Genomic DNA, 16,662 nt, shown 5'->3' on the forward strand with positions numbered 1-16,662 from the left:
TGACGATGGCACCGGCTCGATCCAAGCCCCCGGGCCCAACCTTCGTCGCTACGAGCGACCACTTGCCGCGAGGCGAGCATGGCGGGTCGGTGCCACTGACCGTACGAAGAGGTCCACGTCGAATGTGACGTGGACCTCTTCTCGTTGAGAACAAAACGTTCTCAACCCCGGACGGCTAACGCCTACTCGACGGTAGGTGCGACGATCGGACGGCAAAACGCAGCAAACGCAGTAGCAGCAGTACGCGAAAGCAGAGGAAGTCGGCCATGGCAACGGCGCCCAGCGTCTCCTACTCGATGACGGTCCGGCTGGAGGTGCCCGCGAGCGGAACCGCGGTCTCCCAGCTCACCGGAGCCGTCGAGTCCCACGGAGGCTCGGTGACCGGCCTCGACGTGACCGCGTCCGGCCACGAGAAGCTCCGCATCGACGTCACCATCGCCGCCACCTCCACGGCGCACGCCGACGAGATCGTCGAGCAGCTGCGCCACATCGAGGGCGTGACGCTCGGCAAGGTGTCCGACCGTACGTTCCTGATGCACCTCGGCGGCAAGATCGAGATGGCGTCCAAGCACCCCATCCGCAACCGTGACGACCTCTCGATGATCTACACCCCCGGCGTGGCCCGCGTCTGCATGGCGATCGCCGAGAACCCCGAGGACGCCCGCCGCCTCACCATCAAGCGCAACTCCGTTGCGGTCGTGACGGACGGCTCCGCCGTGCTGGGCCTCGGCAACATCGGCCCCAAGGCCGCGCTGCCCGTCATGGAGGGCAAGGCGGCCCTCTTCAAGCGGTTCGCCGGCATCGACGCCTGGCCGCTCTGCCTGGACACCCAGGACACCGACGCGATCGTCGAGATCGTCAAGGCCATCGCCCCCGGCTTCGCGGGCATCAACCTGGAGGACATCTCCGCGCCCCGCTGCTTCGAGATCGAGGCCCGCCTGCGCGAGGCTCTCGACATCCCCGTCTTCCACGACGACCAGCACGGCACCGCGATCGTCGTCCTCGCCGCCCTCACCAACGCACTTCGCGTGGCGGGCAAGGCGATCGGGGACATCCGCGTGGTCATGTCGGGCGCCGGCGCGGCCGGTACGGCCATCCTCAAGCTGCTGATCGCCGCCGGTGTGAAGAACGCCGTCGTGGCCGACATCCACGGTGTCGTGCACTGCGACCGCGCCGACCTGGTCGACGCCGCCACAGACTCGCCGCTGCGCTGGATCGCCGACAACACCAACCCCGAGGGCCTCACGGGCACCCTCAAGGAGGCCGTGCGCGGCGCCGACGTGTTCATCGGCGTCTCGGCCCCGAACGTCCTCGACGGCGACGACGTGGCCGCCATGGCCGACGACGCGATTGTGTTCGCGCTCGCGAACCCCGACCCCGAGGTCGACCCCGCTGTGGCCCGGCAGACGGCGGCCGTGGTGGCCACCGGCCGCTCCGACTTCCCGAACCAGATCAACAACGTGCTGGTCTTCCCGGGTGTCTTCCGAGGTCTCCTCGACGCCCAGTCCCGGACCGTCAACACGGAGATGATGCTCGCCGCGGCCACCGCGCTCGCGAACGTCGTCACCGAGGACGAGCTGAACCCGAACTACATCATCCCGAGCGTCTTCAACGACAAGGTCGCGGGCGCGGTCGCCGGGGCGGTGCGCGAGGCCGCGAAGGCGGGGGCGTCGGCCTGAGGCCCGCTGTGACGGTGGCCACGGCCCGCCCCATCGGCGCGTCGCGGGGCCGGAGGGCTTGCGCCGCCCTTTAGTGTGGCGGCCAAGCTCAGGCCTGCCACGACTCCCAGGGGTGTTCATATGACTCCCAGGGGTGTTCGTGTGACTCCCAGGGGTGCTGGATTGGCTTTCCCGCCGCAGGTGAGTGCAGGATGCGTTTCTGGGCGCGAGGGTCTGACGACGGACCCGGGTCCGCCTCAACGGCAAGAAGAACACGGGAGTAACAACATGAACCGCAGTGAGCTGGTGGCCGCGCTGGCCGACCGCGCCGAGGTGACCCGCAAGGACGCCGACGCCGTGCTGGCCGCGTTCGCTGAGACTGTCGGCGACATCGTCTCCAAGGGCGACGAGAAGGTCACCATCCCCGGCTTCCTGACCTTCGAGCGCACCCACCGTGCCGCTCGCACCGCTCGCAACCCGCAGACCGGCGACCCGATCCAGATCCCCGCCGGCTACAGCGTGAAGGTCTCCGCGGGCAGCAAGCTCAAGGAAGCCGCCAAGGGCAAGTGACCTTGCCATCTGTCTCTCACGGGACGGTGGGGCGCACATAGACGCCTGATGGGGGCGGCACCTGGTGTTCCGGGTGCCGCCCCCATCGTCGTAGGGATGTCGGCTGCGGGTCCGCGGGGGCTGGTCGCGCCGTTCCCCGCGCCCCTGGAGAAGCGGGGCTGCGCCCCTGCTTCTCCAAGGCGCGGTTCTAGCCCAGCGCCTTGCCCGGCAGTTCCACCTTCGCGCCGAGCTCCATGAGCTTCTCCATGAAGTTCTCGTAGCCGCGGTTGATCAGCTCGATGCCGTGGACCCGGGAGGTCCCCTGCGCCGCGAGGGCGGCGATGAGGTACGAGAAGCCGCCGCGCAGGTCGGGGATGACCAGGTCGGCGCCCTGCAGCCGGGTGGGGCCGGAGACGACCGCCGAGTGCAGGAAGTTGCGCTGGCCGAAGCGGCAGTCGGAGCCGCCGAGGCACTCGCGGTAGAGCTGGATGTGCGCACCCATCTGGTTCAGCGCGGAGGTGAAGCCCAGCCGGGACTCGTAGACCGTCTCGTGGACGATCGAGAGGCCGGTGGCCTGTGTCAGCGCGACGACCAGGGGCTGCTGCCAGTCGGTCTGGAAGCCCGGGTGGACGTCCGTCTCCAGCGCGATCGACTTCAGCTGGCCGCCCGGGTGCCAGAAGCGGATGCCCTCGTCGTCGATCTCGAAGGCACCCCCCACCTTCCGGTAGGTGTTCAGGAACGTCATCATCGAGCGCTGCTGGGCGCCCCGGACGTAGATGTCGCCCTCGGTCGCCAGCGCGGCGGACGCCCAGGAGGCGGCCTCCAGGCGGTCCGGGAGCGCCTTGTGGTTGTAGCCGCCGAGCGAGTCCACACCGGTGATGCGGATCGTGCGGTCGGTGTCCATCGCGATGATGGCGCCCATCTTCTGCAGGACGCAGATGAGGTCCTCGATCTCCGGCTCGATGGCCGCGTTCGCGAGTTCCGTCACGCCCTCCGCGAGGACGGCCGTGAGCAGCACCTGCTCGGTCGCGCCCACCGACGGGTACGGCAGCTGGATCTTCGTGCCCCGCAGCCGTCGCGGCGCCTCCAGGTACTGGCCGTCCTCCCGCTTCTCGATCTTCGCGCCGAACTGCCGCAGCACCTCGAAGTGGAAGTCGATCGGCCGGCCGCCGATGTCGCAGCCGCCGAGACCGGGGATGAAGGCGTGGCCGAGGCGGTGCAGCAGGGGGCCGCAGAAGAGGATCGGGATGCGGGACGAGCCCGCGTGGGCGTCGATGTCGGCGACGTTCGCGCTCTCCACGTTCGTCGGGTCCATCACCAGCTCGCCCGGCTCGTCGCCCGGGCGGACCGTTACGCCATGCAGCTGCAGCAGCCCGCGCACGACCCGTACGTCGCGGATGTCGGGCACGTTGCGGAGCCGGCTCGGACCGCTGCCGAGCAGCGCGGCGACCATGGCCTTGGGTACGAGGTTCTTCGCACCGCGGACACGGATCTCGCCACTGAGCGGGGTGCCGCCGTGTACAAGCAGTACGTCGTCAGAGCCGTTGACGGTCATGGATCTCGCGTTCCGTGGAGTTGGGCAGAGGTGTGTGCGGCGTGTGCGGACGGCCGACGGACCCGTTGTACGGGGGTCGGCGCGGCGCGAGCCGGAGAGCTAGCGTAATCGCCGCCCACCCCCCTTCCGTAAGCCCAAGGGCCTCTCAGTCACGTCATGGATTGGCCACAACACGAACCGTTCACCACCGGCCACGGGGGGTCACCGTGACGTCCGTGCGCGGGGTGCGCGCCGGTGGGCCCGCCCGTCTCCCACCACCACCCTGCCGGAGACCCAGCGGGCCGCTGGCCTGGATTCATGGCTGCGCGCACACCGCTGGCGGGATTGGCTCCCCGTACCCGGGCGGGATGCGGGATCATGTCTGGCATGACCGAGGTGTCCTCGCTCACAGGGCGGCTGCTCGTGGCCACGCCCGCCCTGGCGGACCCGAACTTCGACCGCGCTGTCGTGCTGCTCCTCGACCACGACGAGAAGGGCTCGCTCGGCGTGGTCCTCAACCGGCCCACCCCGGTGGACGTCGGCGACATCCTGGAGGGCTGGGCAGACCTCGCCGGCGAACCCGGGGTGGTCTTCCAGGGCGGCCCGGTGCAGCTGGACTCGGCGCTGGGGGTCGCGGTGATCCCCGGCGGGGGCTCCGTGGACCGGGCGCCACTCGGCTGGCGGCGCGTGCACGGGGCGATCGGCCTGGTCGATCTGGAGGCCCCGCCGGAGCTGCTGGCCTCGGCGCTCGGCTCGCTGCGCATCTTCGCCGGGTACGCGGGCTGGGGCCCCGGCCAGCTGGAGGACGAACTGGCGGAGGGTGCCTGGTACGTCGTCGAGTCGGAACCCGGCGACGTCTCCTCGCCCTGCCCGGAACGGCTCTGGCGCGAGGTCCTGCGCCGCCAGCGCAACGAACTCGCGATGGTGGCCACGTATCCGGACGACCCTTCGCTCAACTGACGCGCGTGCGCTTCAGTACCCTGGAGCTCATGAGCACTCTTGAGCCCGAGCGCGGTACTGGTACGGGGACCCTCGTCGAGCCGACGCCGCAGACGTCGCACGGCGATGGTGACCACGAGCGCTTCGCCCACTATGTCCAGAAGGACAAGATCATGGCGAGCGCCCTCGACGGCACGCCCGTCGTGGCGTTGTGCGGCAAGGTGTGGGTCCCGGGCCGCGACCCGAAGAAGTACCCCGTGTGCCCCATGTGCAAGGAGATCTTCGAGTCCCTCGGCGCGGGCGGTGACGACCAGGGCGACGGCAAGAAGTAGCCGGGCGCGATCTGCTCGGGGGTCATCGGTTCGTCGGCGGGTGCGGGTGGTGTGTGGTTGCTCGCGCAGTTCCCCGCGCCCCTTGAAAGCTCCGGGCGCGACCCATGCTTGTCAGGGGGGCGGGGAACTGCGCGACCAGCCCCCGCTCGGCCGCACCCGCCGACGAACCCGCGCTCCCGAGCTTTGTCGCGCCCGTCTCACCTCGGCCCCGTCGAACCGCGCGCGTTTTTCTGGATCACAAGGTGGTTGAGACCTCTTGTGGTCATGTTCATGTACTCCATAGCCTCCGGTGTGTTGTGTAGAGCAGAACGCCCGTTGCAGAGAATGCAACGCTCCGCTCCCCCCTCCGGAGGATTCGCTCGATGAAGCTCGCCGCCCGACTCGCCGCGCCCGTAGCGGCACTGGCCCTCGCCGGGCTGACCGCCTGTGCCCCCCAGACCTCCGACAACTCCTCCACCGGGGAGGACGAGAAGACCGGCACCCTGCGGGTGTGGCTCTTCCAGGAGGTGAGCAACGAGCCGAAGCAGAAGGTCGTCGACAAGGTCGTCGCCGCCTTCGAGAAGGCGCACGACGGCGCGAAGGTCAAGGTCGAGTACATCCCCGTCGAGACCCGCGCCCAGCGCATCAAGGCCGCCTTCAACGACCCCAAGAGCGCCCCCGACGTCATCGAGTACGGCAACACGGACACCGCCGGCTATGTGAAGGACGGCGGACTCGCCGACGTCACCACGGAGTTCAACGGCTGGTCCGAGGCCAAGGACTCCGATCCGACCGCCAAGACCTCCGTGACGGTCGAAGGGAAGGTCTACGGGGCGCCCTTCTTCGTGGGCGTGCGCGCCCTCTACTACCGCACCGACATCTTCGACGAGCTCGGCCTCGAACCCCCGAAGACCCTGGACGAACTGGCCACCACCGCCAAGCAGATCCGCGCTGCCAAGCCGGACCTGTACGGCCTCGTCGTCGGCGGCGCCTACACCTACGGGGCCATGCCCTTCGTCTGGGCCAACGGCGGGGAGATAGCCGAGGGCAGGGGCGGCTCGTACGCCTCGACCATCGACAGCGCGGCCGCCCGGAAGGGCATCGAGGCGTACACCTCGCTCTTCGGCGACGACAACTGCCCCGCCGCCAAGTGCGCGAGCATGGGCGGCAACGACACGGTCACCGCGTTCGCCGCCGGCAAGGCGGGCATGGCGATCGGCGGTGACTTCAGCCACGCGGCCGTGGAGGCCGGCAAGGTCAAGGGCAAGTACGCGGTCGTACCGCTGCCGGGGGTGAAGTCCGGCTCGGTGGCCCCGGCGTTCGCGGGCGGCAACAACGTCGGCGTCCTGAAGAGCACCACGCACCGCACGCTCGCCGTCGACCTGATGAAGCGACTGGCGTCCAAGGAGACCCAGGGCGAACTCTTCGACGCGATGGGCTTCCTGCCCACCTACACGGACGTGCGGGCGGAGGCGGCGAAGGAGGAGCCCTTCATCGAGCCGTTCGTGAAGACGCTGGCCTCCGGCACGAAGTTCGTGCCCGCCTCCCCGGCATGGGCGCAGATCGACGCGTCGCTGGTGCTGCCGACGATGTTCCAGGAGGTCGTCAGCGGCAAGAAGGACGTGGCGGAGGCGTCGGAGGACGCGGCGAAGCGGATGAACGATGCGTTCGGCTCCGCCGGGTGAGCGGGGCGCCCAGGGGTGGGGGTGCTGTGCGTGGGCGGGTGCGGGTTCGTCGTGGCTTGTCGCGCAGTTCCCCGCGCCCCTATGGGGGCGCCGCGGTCACCCCGTGGATCTATCTAGCCCCGGCCCTTGTCGTCCTGGGTGGGCTGCTTGTCTATCCCGTCTATCAGCTCGGGCTGATTTCGTTCTTCGAGTACACGCAGGCGCAGGTCAGTGGTGGTGAACCGGCGTCCTTCCGAGGGCTCGGGAACTACGCCGAGTTGTTCGGGGACGGGCAGTTCTGGCAGGTGCTGCTGGCCACCGTCGTGTTCGCGGCGGCGTGCGTGGTGTCCACGCTCGCCGTCGGGTGCGCGCTCGCCGTGCTGCTGACACGAGTACGGGCCGTGCCGCGGCTCGCGCTGATGCTGGCGGCGCTCGGCGCGTGGGCGACCCCGGCCATCACGGGGTCCACGGTGTGGCTGCTGCTGTTCGACCCGGACTTCGGGCCGGTCAACCGCGTCCTGGGCCTCGGCGACCACTCCTGGACCTACGGGCGGTACAGCGCCTTCCTCCTCGTCCTGCTCGAAGTGGTCTGGTGCTCCTTCCCGTTCGTGATGGTGACCGTCTACGCGGGCATCCGCTCCGTACCGTCGGAAGTGCTGGAGGCCGCGGCCCTGGACGGCGCCTCGCAGTGGCGGATCTGGCGGTCGGTTCTCGCGCCGATGCTCCGCCCGATCCTGGTCGTCGTCACCATTCAGTCGATCATCTGGGACTTCAAGGTCTTCACCCAGATCTATGTGATGACGGGCGGCGGCGGAATCGCGGGCCAGAACCTCGTGCTGAACGTGTACGCCTACCAGAAGGCCTTCGCGTCCTCCCAGTACAGCCTCGGTTCGGCGATCGGCGTGGTGATGCTGGTGATTCTGCTGGCGATCACCCTGGTGTATTTGCGACTGCTGCGCAGGCAAGGGGAGGAGCTGTGAATTCACCGGGTTTCGTGCGGCGGCCCTGGCGGCTCGCCGCGGAGGCGTCCGCCCTGGTCATCGCGGTCGTGGTGGCGTTCCCGCTGTACTGGATGGTGTTGAGCGCCTTCAAGCCGGCGGGTGAGATCGAGTCGTCCGAGCCCCGGCCGTGGACCCTCGCGCCGACCCTGGATTCCTTCCGGCGTGTCTTCGGGCAGCAGGAATTCGGCCGGTACTTCGCCAACAGCCTGATCGTCGCCTGCGCGGTGGTCGTCGCCTCCGCGCTCATCGCGTTTCTCGCCGCGACGGCGGTCACCCGATTCCGCTTCCGATTCCGGACCACGTTGCTGATCATGTTCCTGGTGGCCCAGATGGTTCCGGTGGAGGCGCTGACCATTCCCCTCTTCTTCCAGATGCGGGACCTCGGTCAACTCAACACCCTGGGCGCGCTGATCCTGCCGCACATCGCCTTCTCGCTGCCGTTCGCGATCTGGATGCTGAGGGGTTTCGTGAAGGCCGTACCGGAGGCGCTGGAGGAGGCGGCCCATCTCGACGGGGCGAGCCGTTCCCGGTTCCTCTGGCAGATCCTTTTCCCGCTCGTCTTTCCGGGCCTGGTGGCCACCAGCGTCTTCTCCTTCATCTCGACCTGGAACGACTTCCTGTTCGCCAAGTCGTTCATCATCAGCGACACCTCCCAGTCGACCCTGCCGATGGCCCTGCTGGTCTTCTACAAGCCGGAGGAGCCGGACTGGGGCGGTGTGATGGCCGCCTCCACGGTGATGACTGTGCCGGTGCTGATCTTCTTCGTACTCGTACAGCGGCGCCTGGTCTCCGGACTGGGCGGCGCGGTGAAGGACTGACACGATGCACACGGACCTGATTCCTGCGCCCGTCTCTGTCGAGGGGCCCCTGCGGTGCCGCGTGGCGCTCGGCGAGAACACCCCCCTGTGGGCGGCGCCGGGCACGGAGGGCACGCAGCGGTGGCTGCGCTCGACCCTCGGCGCGGCCCTCGGGCTGTCGCTGCCGCCCGGCCCCGAGGGCGCGCGCGACGCGGTGCGGCTGTGCCTGGACGAGAGCCTGGAGCCCGAGGCGTACCGGCTCAGCGTCGTCACCGACCGGGGCATCGAGATCCGCGGCGGCGGCCCGGCAGGCGTCTTCTGGGGGGCCCAGACCCTGCGTCAGCTGCTCGGGCCCGAGGCCTTCCGGAGGGCCCCGGTCCGGTCGGCCACCACGTACGGCATCCCGCACCAGATCATCCACGACAGCCCCCGCTTCCGCTGGCGCGGCCTCATGCTCGACGTGGCCCGGCACTTCCTGCCCAAGGACCAGGTGCTGCGCTATGTCGACCTGATGGCCGCGCACAAACTCAACGTCCTCCATCTGCACCTGACGGACGACCAGGGCTGGCGGGTGGAGATCAAGAGGTACCCCCGGCTGACCGAGGTCGGCGCCTGGCGGGCGCGTACGAAAATCGGCCACCGGGCGTCACCGCTGTGGGAGGAGAAACCGCACGGGGGCTATTACACCCAGGACGACCTCCGGGAGATCGTCGCGTACGCGGCGGAGCGGCACATCACCGTGGTCCCCGAGATCGACGTCCCGGGGCACAGCCAGGCCGCCATCGCCGCGTATCCGGAACTCGGCAACACCGATGTCGTCGACACGGCCTCCCTCGGCGTGTGGGACACCTGGGGCGTCAACAAGAACGTCCTCGCCCCCACCGACCACACCCTGCGCTTCTACGAGGGGGTGTTCGAGGAACTCCTGGAGCTGTTTCCGGCCGACGCCGTCGGGTCCTCGGGGTTTTCGGCGTTCGTGCACATCGGCGGCGACGAGTGCCCCAAGGACCAGTGGCGGGAATCCGCCGCCGCGCGGGCCCGGATGCGGGAGCTGGGGCTCGCGGACGAGGACGCGCTGCAGTCCTGGTTCGTCCGGCACTTCGACAACTGGCTGGCCGCGCGCGGGCGTCGCCTGATCGGATGGGACGAGATCCTGGAGGGCGGCCTTGCGCGGGGGGCCGCCGTGTCCTCCTGGCGGGGTACGCGGGCGGGGTCACGGCGGCCCGCATGGGCCACGACGTGGTCATGTGCCCCGAGCAGCAGGTGTATCTGGACCACCGTCAGGACGGCGGCCCCGACGAGCCGGTGCCCATCGGCTGGGTCCGCACCCTGGAGGACGTCTTCCGGTTCGAGCCGGTACCACCGGAGTTGACGGCCGACGAGGCCCGGCACGTGCTGGGCGCCCAGGCCAACGTGTGGACCGAGGTGATGGAGGACCGCGCCCGCGTGGACTACCAGACGTTCCCGCGCCTGGCGGCCTTCGCCGAGGTGGTCTGGAGCCGGCTGCCGGCCCCCGCCGAGCGTGACTTCGGCGACTTCGAGCGGCGGATGACGGCCCACTACGCGCGACTTGACGCCCTGGGGGTCGGTTATCGGCCGCCTTCGGGCCCGCGCCCGTGGCAGCGGCGACCCGGGGTGCTCGGACGTCCGATCGAGGGGGCGCCCCCGAACGTGTGAGGCGGGTGCGAAGACGTAGGACCGAAAGCGCGTGCCCTGCGACCGTGGCCGCTCGGGGAACGAGCGGGACAAGAGGTGCTTGAGTCAACGGAAGGTGCCGATATTCACCTATGGGCAATGACGTATCAAATCGGACCATCTCTCGGGTGAGGCGGGCGAATGCCTCCTAGCGGACCCCCGCGTTCGGGCCTCGCGAGAATGTGCCAGAGTTGCCACGTCCGCCCTGTCAGCACGTACCGTACGGCAACACAGGCGGACCAGGTGGGGCAGCGGGAAGGGGTAGCCGGTTTGACCACGCACGCACCGCAGGCGGCGCAGGCCGTGACCCTGCCCGGCTCGCTGGACGAGGCCGTGGCGGCCCTCGCCGCCATGCCCTGGGCGGTTCCGGTGGCGGGAGGCACGGACCTCATGGCCGCGGTCAACTCCGGGCAGCTCAGGCCCGCGGCACTGGTCGGCCTCGGCCGGATCAGCGAGATCCGCGGCTGGCAGTACCAGGACGGGCATGCCCTCCTGGGGGCGGGACTGACGCACGCCCGGATGGGGCGCCCGGACTTCGCGGCGCTCATTCCGGCGCTCGCCGCCGCCGCGCGCGCCGCCGGACCACCGCAGATCCGCAACGCCGGCACCCTCGGCGGCAACATCGCGACGGCCGCCCCCACCGGGGACGCGCTGCCCGTGCTCGCCGCCCTGGAGGCCACGCTGATCATCGCGGGCCCGGGCGGGGCCCGCCGCGAGATGCCCGTTTCGCACCTGCTGGCCGGCATGGAAATGTTGCGACCCGGTGAACTCATCGGCTTCGTGCGCGTGCCGCTGCTGCACGCCCCCCAGGTCTTCCTGAAGGCCACCGGGCGCACCGGCCCCGGCCGCGCGGTCGCCTCCGTCGCCCTCGTCCTCGACCCCGCCCGGCGCGGGGTGCGGTGCGCCGTCGGAGCCATAGCGCCGATGCCGCTGCGCCCGCTGGACGCCGAGGCGTGGGTCGGCCAACTGATCGACTGGGACGGCGAGCGCACCCTGGTGCCCGAGGCGCTCCAGGCCTTCGGCGAGTACGTGGCCGCCGCCTGCATCCCGGACCCGGCCCCCGAGGTGGACGGCTCCGTGGCACCGCTTCCGCCCGCCGTACTGCACCTGCGGCGCACCGTCGCCGCGCTGGCCCGACGAGCACTGGGGAGGGCGCTGTCGTGACCGACGACCAGCACGGGGAGGGCACCCCGCAGCAGGGGGGCCAGGGCGGCTGGGAGCGGCTGCCGCAGGGCGACTACGACGACGGCGCCACCACGTTCGTCCAGCTCCCCGAGGGGGGCATCGACGCGCTGCTCGCCGCCGACAGCCCGCTGGCCGCGCCAGGCCACGGCTACGTGCCGCCGCAGATAGCGACGAACTCCATCAACGCGGCCAACCCGGTCCCGGGGCAGGTCGGTGACACGGCCCACACCGCCGGTACCGACCCGTCCGTCCCAGGCACCTGGACGATGCCGGCCGGGGGCGCCGAGTGGCACGACCCGAACGCCGGGCAGCCCTCGCCGCTGACGCAGCACGGGTTCACGTACAACCCCGGCTCGACCGGGCAGTGGATGTTCGAGGAGCCGGCCGCCCCGGAAGGCGCCGCTCCCGGTCACGATGTGACCGGCGAGTGGTCGATTCCGGTCGCCGGTGGTGATCTTCCGGACGAATCCGGTGAGTTCAGCACCTCGGCCCTGGTCGAGCAGTGGGGCGGCACCCCGCCCGCCACGCTCCCCGGCGGAGCCGCCGCGCCCTGGGCGACGGAGGAGATCGGCACGGCGTGGACCGCGCCGCCGCCCCCGCCCGGACCGAGGAGCCCCCGGCCGACGAGCACCCTGGAGGGGAACGTCCGGCCGAGGGTCCGGCGGCGGACGGGAGCGCGCCGGGTGCGGCGCCGGACGCGTCCGGTGAGCCCTCCGCGACCGCGGCGACCGCGGCGACCGCCGCGGCCTCCGGGGCTCTGGGGGCGCGTACGCCGGTCAGGGGTCGGAGGGCGCCGAGGAGGCCCCGGAAGGCGCCCAGGAGCCCGCTGGGCCGGCCGGCGGGCCGACGCGGAGACCTCGGGCCCCGAGCGGACCGAGCAGCCGGAGACGGGCGCCGACGCGCCGGGGCCACCGGGCCTGCCGAGTCCGCCGACCGCGCCGAGTCCGCCGACTCCGTCCAGTCCGTCGAGCCTTCCGGGGCCGAGGGCGACCCGGCCGCGGCCGAGGAAGCCGCCCCGACCCCGCCCCCGCACGACGACCACCCCTCGCCTCCTACGTCCTGCGCGTCAACGGCACCGAGCGGCCCGTCAGCGACGCCTGGATCGGCGAGTCGCTGCTCTACGTGCTGCGCGAGCGGCTCGGCCTGGCCGGCGCCAAGGACGGCTGCTCGCAGGGCGAGTGCGGCGCCTGCAACGTGCAGGTCGACGGCCGTCTCGTGGCCTCCTGCCTGGTGCCCGCGGTCACCTCCGCCGGCAGCGAGGTGCGCACCGTCGAGGGCCTCGCCGCCGACGGCCGGCCCTCGGACGTGCAGCGGGCCCTCGCCAAGTGCGGTGCCGTGCAGTGCGGTTTCTGCGTGCCCGGCATGGCGATGACCGTGCACGACCTCCTGGAGGGCAACCCCGCCCCCACCGACCTGGAGACCCGCCAGGCCCTCTGCGGCAACCTCTGCCGCTGCTCCGGCTACCGGGGCGTCCTCGCGGCCGTCCGTGACGTCGTCGCCGAGCGCGAGGCGCACACGGCCGCCGAGAACGAGGCCGCCGCCGACACCGACGAGGCCCGCATCCCGCACCAGGCCGGCCCCGGCGCGGGCGGCGTCAACCCGGCGGCGTACGACGCCCAGCGGACACCCTCGCCGGCCCCGCACGACGCCGACCGGTCCTACGGCGGCCAGGGACTGTCGTTCACCGGCCCGGACGACTCGTACGGCGGCCAGGGCCAGTCGTTCGGCGCCAGCGGCGACACCTACGGCGGTCAGGGCCAGTCGTTCGGCGGCCAGGACCAGTCCTTCGGTCAGGACCAGTCGTTCGGCGGTCCCGGCGACACCTACGGCGGTCAGGGGCAGTCCTTCGCCGGGCAGGGCGACACCTACGGCGGCCAAGGGCAGTCCTTCGTCGGTCAGGACGACTCGTACGGCGGTCAGGGCCGGTCGTTCGGCCAGGACGGAGGCCAGGCGTGAGCAACGAAACCGTCATCGCGACGCCCGCGGGCCCCGGCGAGACCGCGCCCGCACCCGAGCAGTTGCCGCACGGCCTCGGCGCGTCCCTGCCGTCCGCCGACTCCCGGGCCAAGTCGGAGGGCACCTTCCCGTACGCGGCCGACCTGTGGGCCGAGGGCCTGCTGTGGGCCGCCGTGCTCCGCTCGCCGCACCCGCACGCGCGCATCGTGTCCATCGACACGACCCACGCCCGCGAGATGCCCGGCGTCAGGGCCGTCGTCACCCACGAGGACGTGCCGGGCGTCGCCCTGCACGGCCGGGGCAAGGCCGACCGGCCCCTGTTCGCCTCCGAGGTCGTACGCCACCACGGCGAGCCCATCGCGGCCGTCGCCGCCGACCACCCCGACACCGCGCGGATGGCCGCCGCCGCCGTCATCGTCGAGTACGAGGTCCTCGACCCGGTGATCGACCCGGAGCAGGCCTTCGAGGCCGAGCCCCTGCACCCCGACGGCAACCTCATCCGCCACATCCCGCTGCGCCACGGCGACCCGAACGCGGCGGGCGAGATCGTCGTCGAGGGGCAGTACCGCATCGGCCGCGCGGACCCGGCCCCCATCGGCGCCGAGGCCGGCCTGGCCGTGCCCCGCCCCGACGGCGGCGTCGAGCTGTACGTGGCCTCCACCGACCCGCACACCGACCGCGACGCGGCCGCCGCCTGCTACGGCCTGCCGCCCGACCGCGTCAAGATCGTCGTCACCGGCGTCCCCGGCGCCACCGCCGACCGCGAGGACCAGGGCTTCCAGCTGCCGCTCGGACTGCTCGCCCTGAAGACCGGGTGCCCGGTCAAGCTGACGGCCACCCGCGAGGAGTCCTTCCTCGGCCACGCCCACCGCCACCCCACCCTGCTGCGCTACCGCCACCACGCCGACGCCGAGGGCAGGCTCGTCAAGGTCGAGGCACAGATCCTGCTCGACGCCGGCGCGTACGCGGACACCTCCTCGGAGGCGCTGGCCGCCGCCGTCTCCTTCGCCTGCGGCCCGTACGTCGTCCCCAACGCCTTCATCGAGGGCTGGGCGGTCCGCACCAACAACCCGCCCTCCGGCCATGTGCGCGGCGAGGGCGCGATGCAGGTCTGCGCCGCGTACGAGGCGCAGATGGACAAGCTGGCGAAGAAGCTGGGCATCGACCCGGCGGACCTGCGCATGCGCAACGTGATGTCCACGGGCGACATGCTGCCGACGGGCCAGTCGGTGACCTGCCCGGCGCCGGTCGCCGAACTCCTCCAGGCCGTCCAGGAGTTCCCGCTGCCGGCCCTGCCCAAGGACACCCCCGAGGAGGAGTGGCTGCTTCCGGGAGGCCCGGAGGGCGCGGGCGAGCCGGGAGCCGTCCGGCGCGGCGTCGGCTACGGCCTCGGCATGGTCCACATGCTCGGCGCCGAGGGCGCGGACGAGGTCTCCACGGCCACCGTGAAGGTCCACGACGGCATCGCGACCGTGCTGTGCGCGGCCGTCGACACCGGCCAGGGCTTCTCCACCCTCGCCCGGCAGATCGTCCAGGAGACCCTCGGCATCGACGAGGTGCACATCGCCCAGGTCGACACCGACCAGCCGCCGGCCGGCCCGAGCTGCCGGGGCCGCCACACGTGGGTCTCGGGCGGCGCGGTGGAGCGGGCGGCGAAGATGGTCCGCACGCAACTGCTGCAGCCCCTCGCCCATAAATTCGGCATGTCCACGGAGCTGCTGCAGATCACCGACGGCAAGATCACGTCGTACGACGGTGTGTTGTCCACCACGGTCGCGGAGGCGATGGACGGCAAGGAGCTCTGGGCCACCGCCCAGTGCCGCCCGCACCCCACCGAACCGCTGGACGAGGCCGGACAGGGCGACGCGTTCGTGGGCCTCGCGTTCTGCGCGATCCGCGCGGTCGTCGACGTCGACATCGAACTCGGTTCCGTACGGGTCGTGGAGCTGGCCGTCGCCCAGGACGTCGGCCGCATCCTCAACCCGGACCAGCTCGCCGCGCGCATCGAGGCGGGCGTCACCCAGGGCGTGGGCATCGCGCTGACCGAGAACCTGCGCACCCCCCGGGGCCTGGTCCGCCACCCCGACCTGACCGGCTACGCCCTGCCCACCGCCCTCGACGTCCCCGACATCCGGCTCGTCAAGCTGGTGGAGGAACGCGACGTCGTCGCCCCCTTCGGCGCGAAGGCGGCCAGCGCGGTGCCGGTGGTGACCTCGCCGGCGGCCATCGCGGCGGCGGTACGGGCGGCCACGGGACGCCCCGTGAACCGGCTGCCGATCCGCCCGCAGGCGGCGGTGGTGACGGGGGCGTAGGGCCGGGGGAGGAGGCCGCGAGCCGCCTCCGGCACCGCCCTTGAGGTGCGTGTTCGCGCGTACGGCAGGTGTTGTCAGTGGGGCGGCGTAAGGTTCTTGGAAGTGGGGACGACGACCGCTCGGCGGCTGTTCGGCGGTGCCGTGGTCCCCGCCGCTGGGGGACGCACGCCGAGAAGCACGTGCCGGGGGGAGCCATGAGCACAATGACGATGGGGACAATGGGCCTGACGGACCTGAACGACCTGCGCGATCCGAACCTTTCGAACGACCTGGCGGTGCTGACCGGAGGCCCGGTCACCCGCTCCGGACTGGCGCTGGACCTGCCGGCCCGGCTGCTGGACGAGGAGTTCGGCCGGAGCAGGGTGTGGCGCTTCGAGGACTTCGACTTCCCGGCCACGCTCACCCACGAGCCGACCCGCCGCTTCCTGCGGGACATGGGTCTGCCCGAGGACCACGGCTTCTTCCACCTCGACACGGACATCCCGCTGCCGACCCTCGCCGAGTACTACGCGCATGAGCGCGCCGACGCCCTCACCCCCGGCCGACTCCCTTCCAGAGCGGCCCACTTGATCCGCCTCGGTCACTTCGTCGAGGGCAACAGCGTCGTGGTGGACGGCACCACCGGCGCGGTCCTCAACTGGAGCGAACCCGAGTCGACCCTCTGCCCCCTCGACGCCGACCTCTCCACCCTCGCCTTCACCCTCTGGCTCCTCCACCGCGAGAAGCACGAGAAATCGGCAACGGGCTGCTGGGTGGACCGCCTCCGCAACGAGGCGTGCGCGGAGCTCTGACCCACGGGGCCGCATGGGCGCCCGCTATCAGCACACGGGGATGCCGTGCGGACGGACATCGCGAGGCAACCAGCCTGCTGTGATGCCAGGGCGGCCATGAGCTCCCCTCTCGACCTCGCCGGGCCAGTGGCCATGGTGCCCAGCCCTCGCACCGAGCCCGAGACGGAGGCAGCCCGGCCTGGCCGCGGCGTTGCCGGTTGACGGACCTCATCGTGTTCAGCTGGCTCATCTGCCGTAGGCGTTCATGAGGGGCGGGGGGCGATGTCGGCG

At 71.5% G+C, this 16,662-nt stretch carries 12 protein-coding genes and 1 pseudogene; 12 read left to right on the top strand and 1 reads right to left on the bottom strand.

All coding sequences use genetic code 11. The annotated features are described in order from the left end of the window. Positions 1-266 precede the first annotated feature (266 nt). Positions 267-1,679, top strand: coding sequence for an NAD-dependent malic enzyme (locus tag E4N62_RS00390; protein WP_230211419.1), 1,413 nt, complete (start codon positions 267-269; stop codon positions 1,677-1,679). A 267-nt stretch (positions 1,680-1,946) separates the two neighbouring features. Then, the gene (locus tag E4N62_RS00395) at positions 1,947-2,228 is read left to right on the top strand and encodes an HU family DNA-binding protein (protein WP_152169247.1); all 282 of its coding nucleotides are present in this window, start codon (positions 1,947-1,949) and stop codon (positions 2,226-2,228) included. Positions 2,229-2,415: 187 nt separating this feature from the next. Here E4N62_RS00395 and murA read toward each other — a convergent pair whose 3' ends face one another. Further along, positions 2,416-3,762, bottom strand: coding sequence for a UDP-N-acetylglucosamine 1-carboxyvinyltransferase (gene murA, locus E4N62_RS00400; protein ID WP_045560689.1), 1,347 nt, complete (start codon positions 3,760-3,762; stop codon positions 2,416-2,418). Positions 3,763-4,128: 366 nt separating this feature from the next. Between murA and E4N62_RS00405 the strand changes: the two genes are divergently transcribed. The 10 genes and pseudogenes from E4N62_RS00405 to E4N62_RS00450 all read left to right on the top strand — a co-directional run bounded on the left by E4N62_RS00405 (position 4,129) and on the right by E4N62_RS00450 (position 16,392). Next, positions 4,129-4,701 carry a YqgE/AlgH family protein gene (locus tag E4N62_RS00405; RefSeq protein ID WP_184893447.1) on the top strand — a complete coding sequence of 191 codons (573 nt, stop codon included), beginning with the start codon at positions 4,129-4,131 and terminating at the stop codon, positions 4,699-4,701. A 29-nt stretch (positions 4,702-4,730) separates the two neighbouring features. Beyond that, a complete protein-coding gene (locus tag E4N62_RS00410; RefSeq protein WP_005486786.1) occupies positions 4,731-5,012 on the top strand; it encodes a DUF3039 domain-containing protein in 282 nt (93 codons plus the stop codon). Positions 5,013-5,374: 362 nt separating this feature from the next. Further along, complete coding sequence (locus E4N62_RS00415) at positions 5,375-6,676, top strand: extracellular solute-binding protein (RefSeq protein WP_230211420.1); 1,302 nt, start codon at positions 5,375-5,377, stop codon at positions 6,674-6,676. Between the two features lie 38 nt (positions 6,677-6,714). After that, positions 6,715-7,635 (top strand): carbohydrate ABC transporter permease, encoded by a 921-nt coding sequence (locus E4N62_RS00420; protein WP_374116892.1) that lies wholly within the window; start codon positions 6,715-6,717, stop codon positions 7,633-7,635. Then, entirely contained in the window at positions 7,632-8,474 is an 843-nt protein-coding gene (locus E4N62_RS00425) for a carbohydrate ABC transporter permease (protein ID WP_230211422.1), read from the top strand. The genes E4N62_RS00420 and E4N62_RS00425 overlap by 4 nt, the downstream gene beginning before the upstream one ends. A 4-nt stretch (positions 8,475-8,478) precedes the next feature. Beyond that, positions 8,479-10,130 (top strand): annotated as a pseudogene (locus E4N62_RS00430) (beta-N-acetylhexosaminidase). 288 nt (positions 10,131-10,418) lie between these two features. Further along, positions 10,419-11,312: a xanthine dehydrogenase family protein subunit M gene (locus tag E4N62_RS00435; protein WP_184893457.1), complete on the top strand. Its 894-nt coding sequence runs from the start codon at positions 10,419-10,421 to the stop codon at positions 11,310-11,312. Positions 11,313-12,455: 1,143 nt separating this feature from the next. Continuing rightward, positions 12,456-13,289, top strand: coding sequence for a (2Fe-2S)-binding protein (locus E4N62_RS49180; protein ID WP_374116893.1), 834 nt, complete (start codon positions 12,456-12,458; stop codon positions 13,287-13,289). Next, positions 13,286-15,601 carry a molybdopterin cofactor-binding domain-containing protein gene (locus tag E4N62_RS00445; RefSeq protein WP_230211423.1) on the top strand — a complete coding sequence of 772 codons (2,316 nt, stop codon included), beginning with the start codon at positions 13,286-13,288 and terminating at the stop codon, positions 15,599-15,601. The genes E4N62_RS49180 and E4N62_RS00445 overlap by 4 nt, the downstream gene beginning before the upstream one ends. 194 nt (positions 15,602-15,795) lie before the next feature. Further along, positions 15,796-16,392, top strand: coding sequence for an SUKH-4 family immunity protein (locus E4N62_RS00450; RefSeq protein ID WP_230211424.1), 597 nt, complete (start codon positions 15,796-15,798; stop codon positions 16,390-16,392). Positions 16,393-16,662: the final 270 nt, after the last annotated feature.

Source organism: Streptomyces sp. MNU76 (assembly GCF_020982545.1).
Classification (GTDB): domain Bacteria; phylum Actinomycetota; class Actinomycetes; order Streptomycetales; family Streptomycetaceae; genus Streptomyces.

Bases quoted from the DNA above. Each gene is read 5' to 3' on its own strand.
- E4N62_RS00410 (WP_005486786.1), top strand. From the start codon at position 4,731: ATGAGCACTCTTGAGCCCGAGCGCGGTACTGGTACGGGGACCCTCGTC.
- E4N62_RS00390 (WP_230211419.1), top strand. From the start codon at position 267: ATGGCAACGGCGCCCAGCGTCTCCTACTCGATGACGGTCCGGCTGGAG.
- E4N62_RS00405 (WP_184893447.1), top strand. From the start codon at position 4,129: ATGACCGAGGTGTCCTCGCTCACAGGGCGGCTGCTCGTGGCCACGCCC.
- E4N62_RS00395 (WP_152169247.1), top strand. From the start codon at position 1,947: ATGAACCGCAGTGAGCTGGTGGCCGCGCTGGCCGACCGCGCCGAGGTG.
- E4N62_RS00415 (WP_230211420.1), top strand. From the start codon at position 5,375: ATGAAGCTCGCCGCCCGACTCGCCGCGCCCGTAGCGGCACTGGCCCTC.
- E4N62_RS00450 (WP_230211424.1), top strand. From the start codon at position 15,796: ATGAGCACAATGACGATGGGGACAATGGGCCTGACGGACCTGAACGAC.
- murA (WP_045560689.1), bottom strand. From the start codon at position 3,762: ATGACCGTCAACGGCTCTGACGACGTACTGCTTGTACACGGCGGCACC.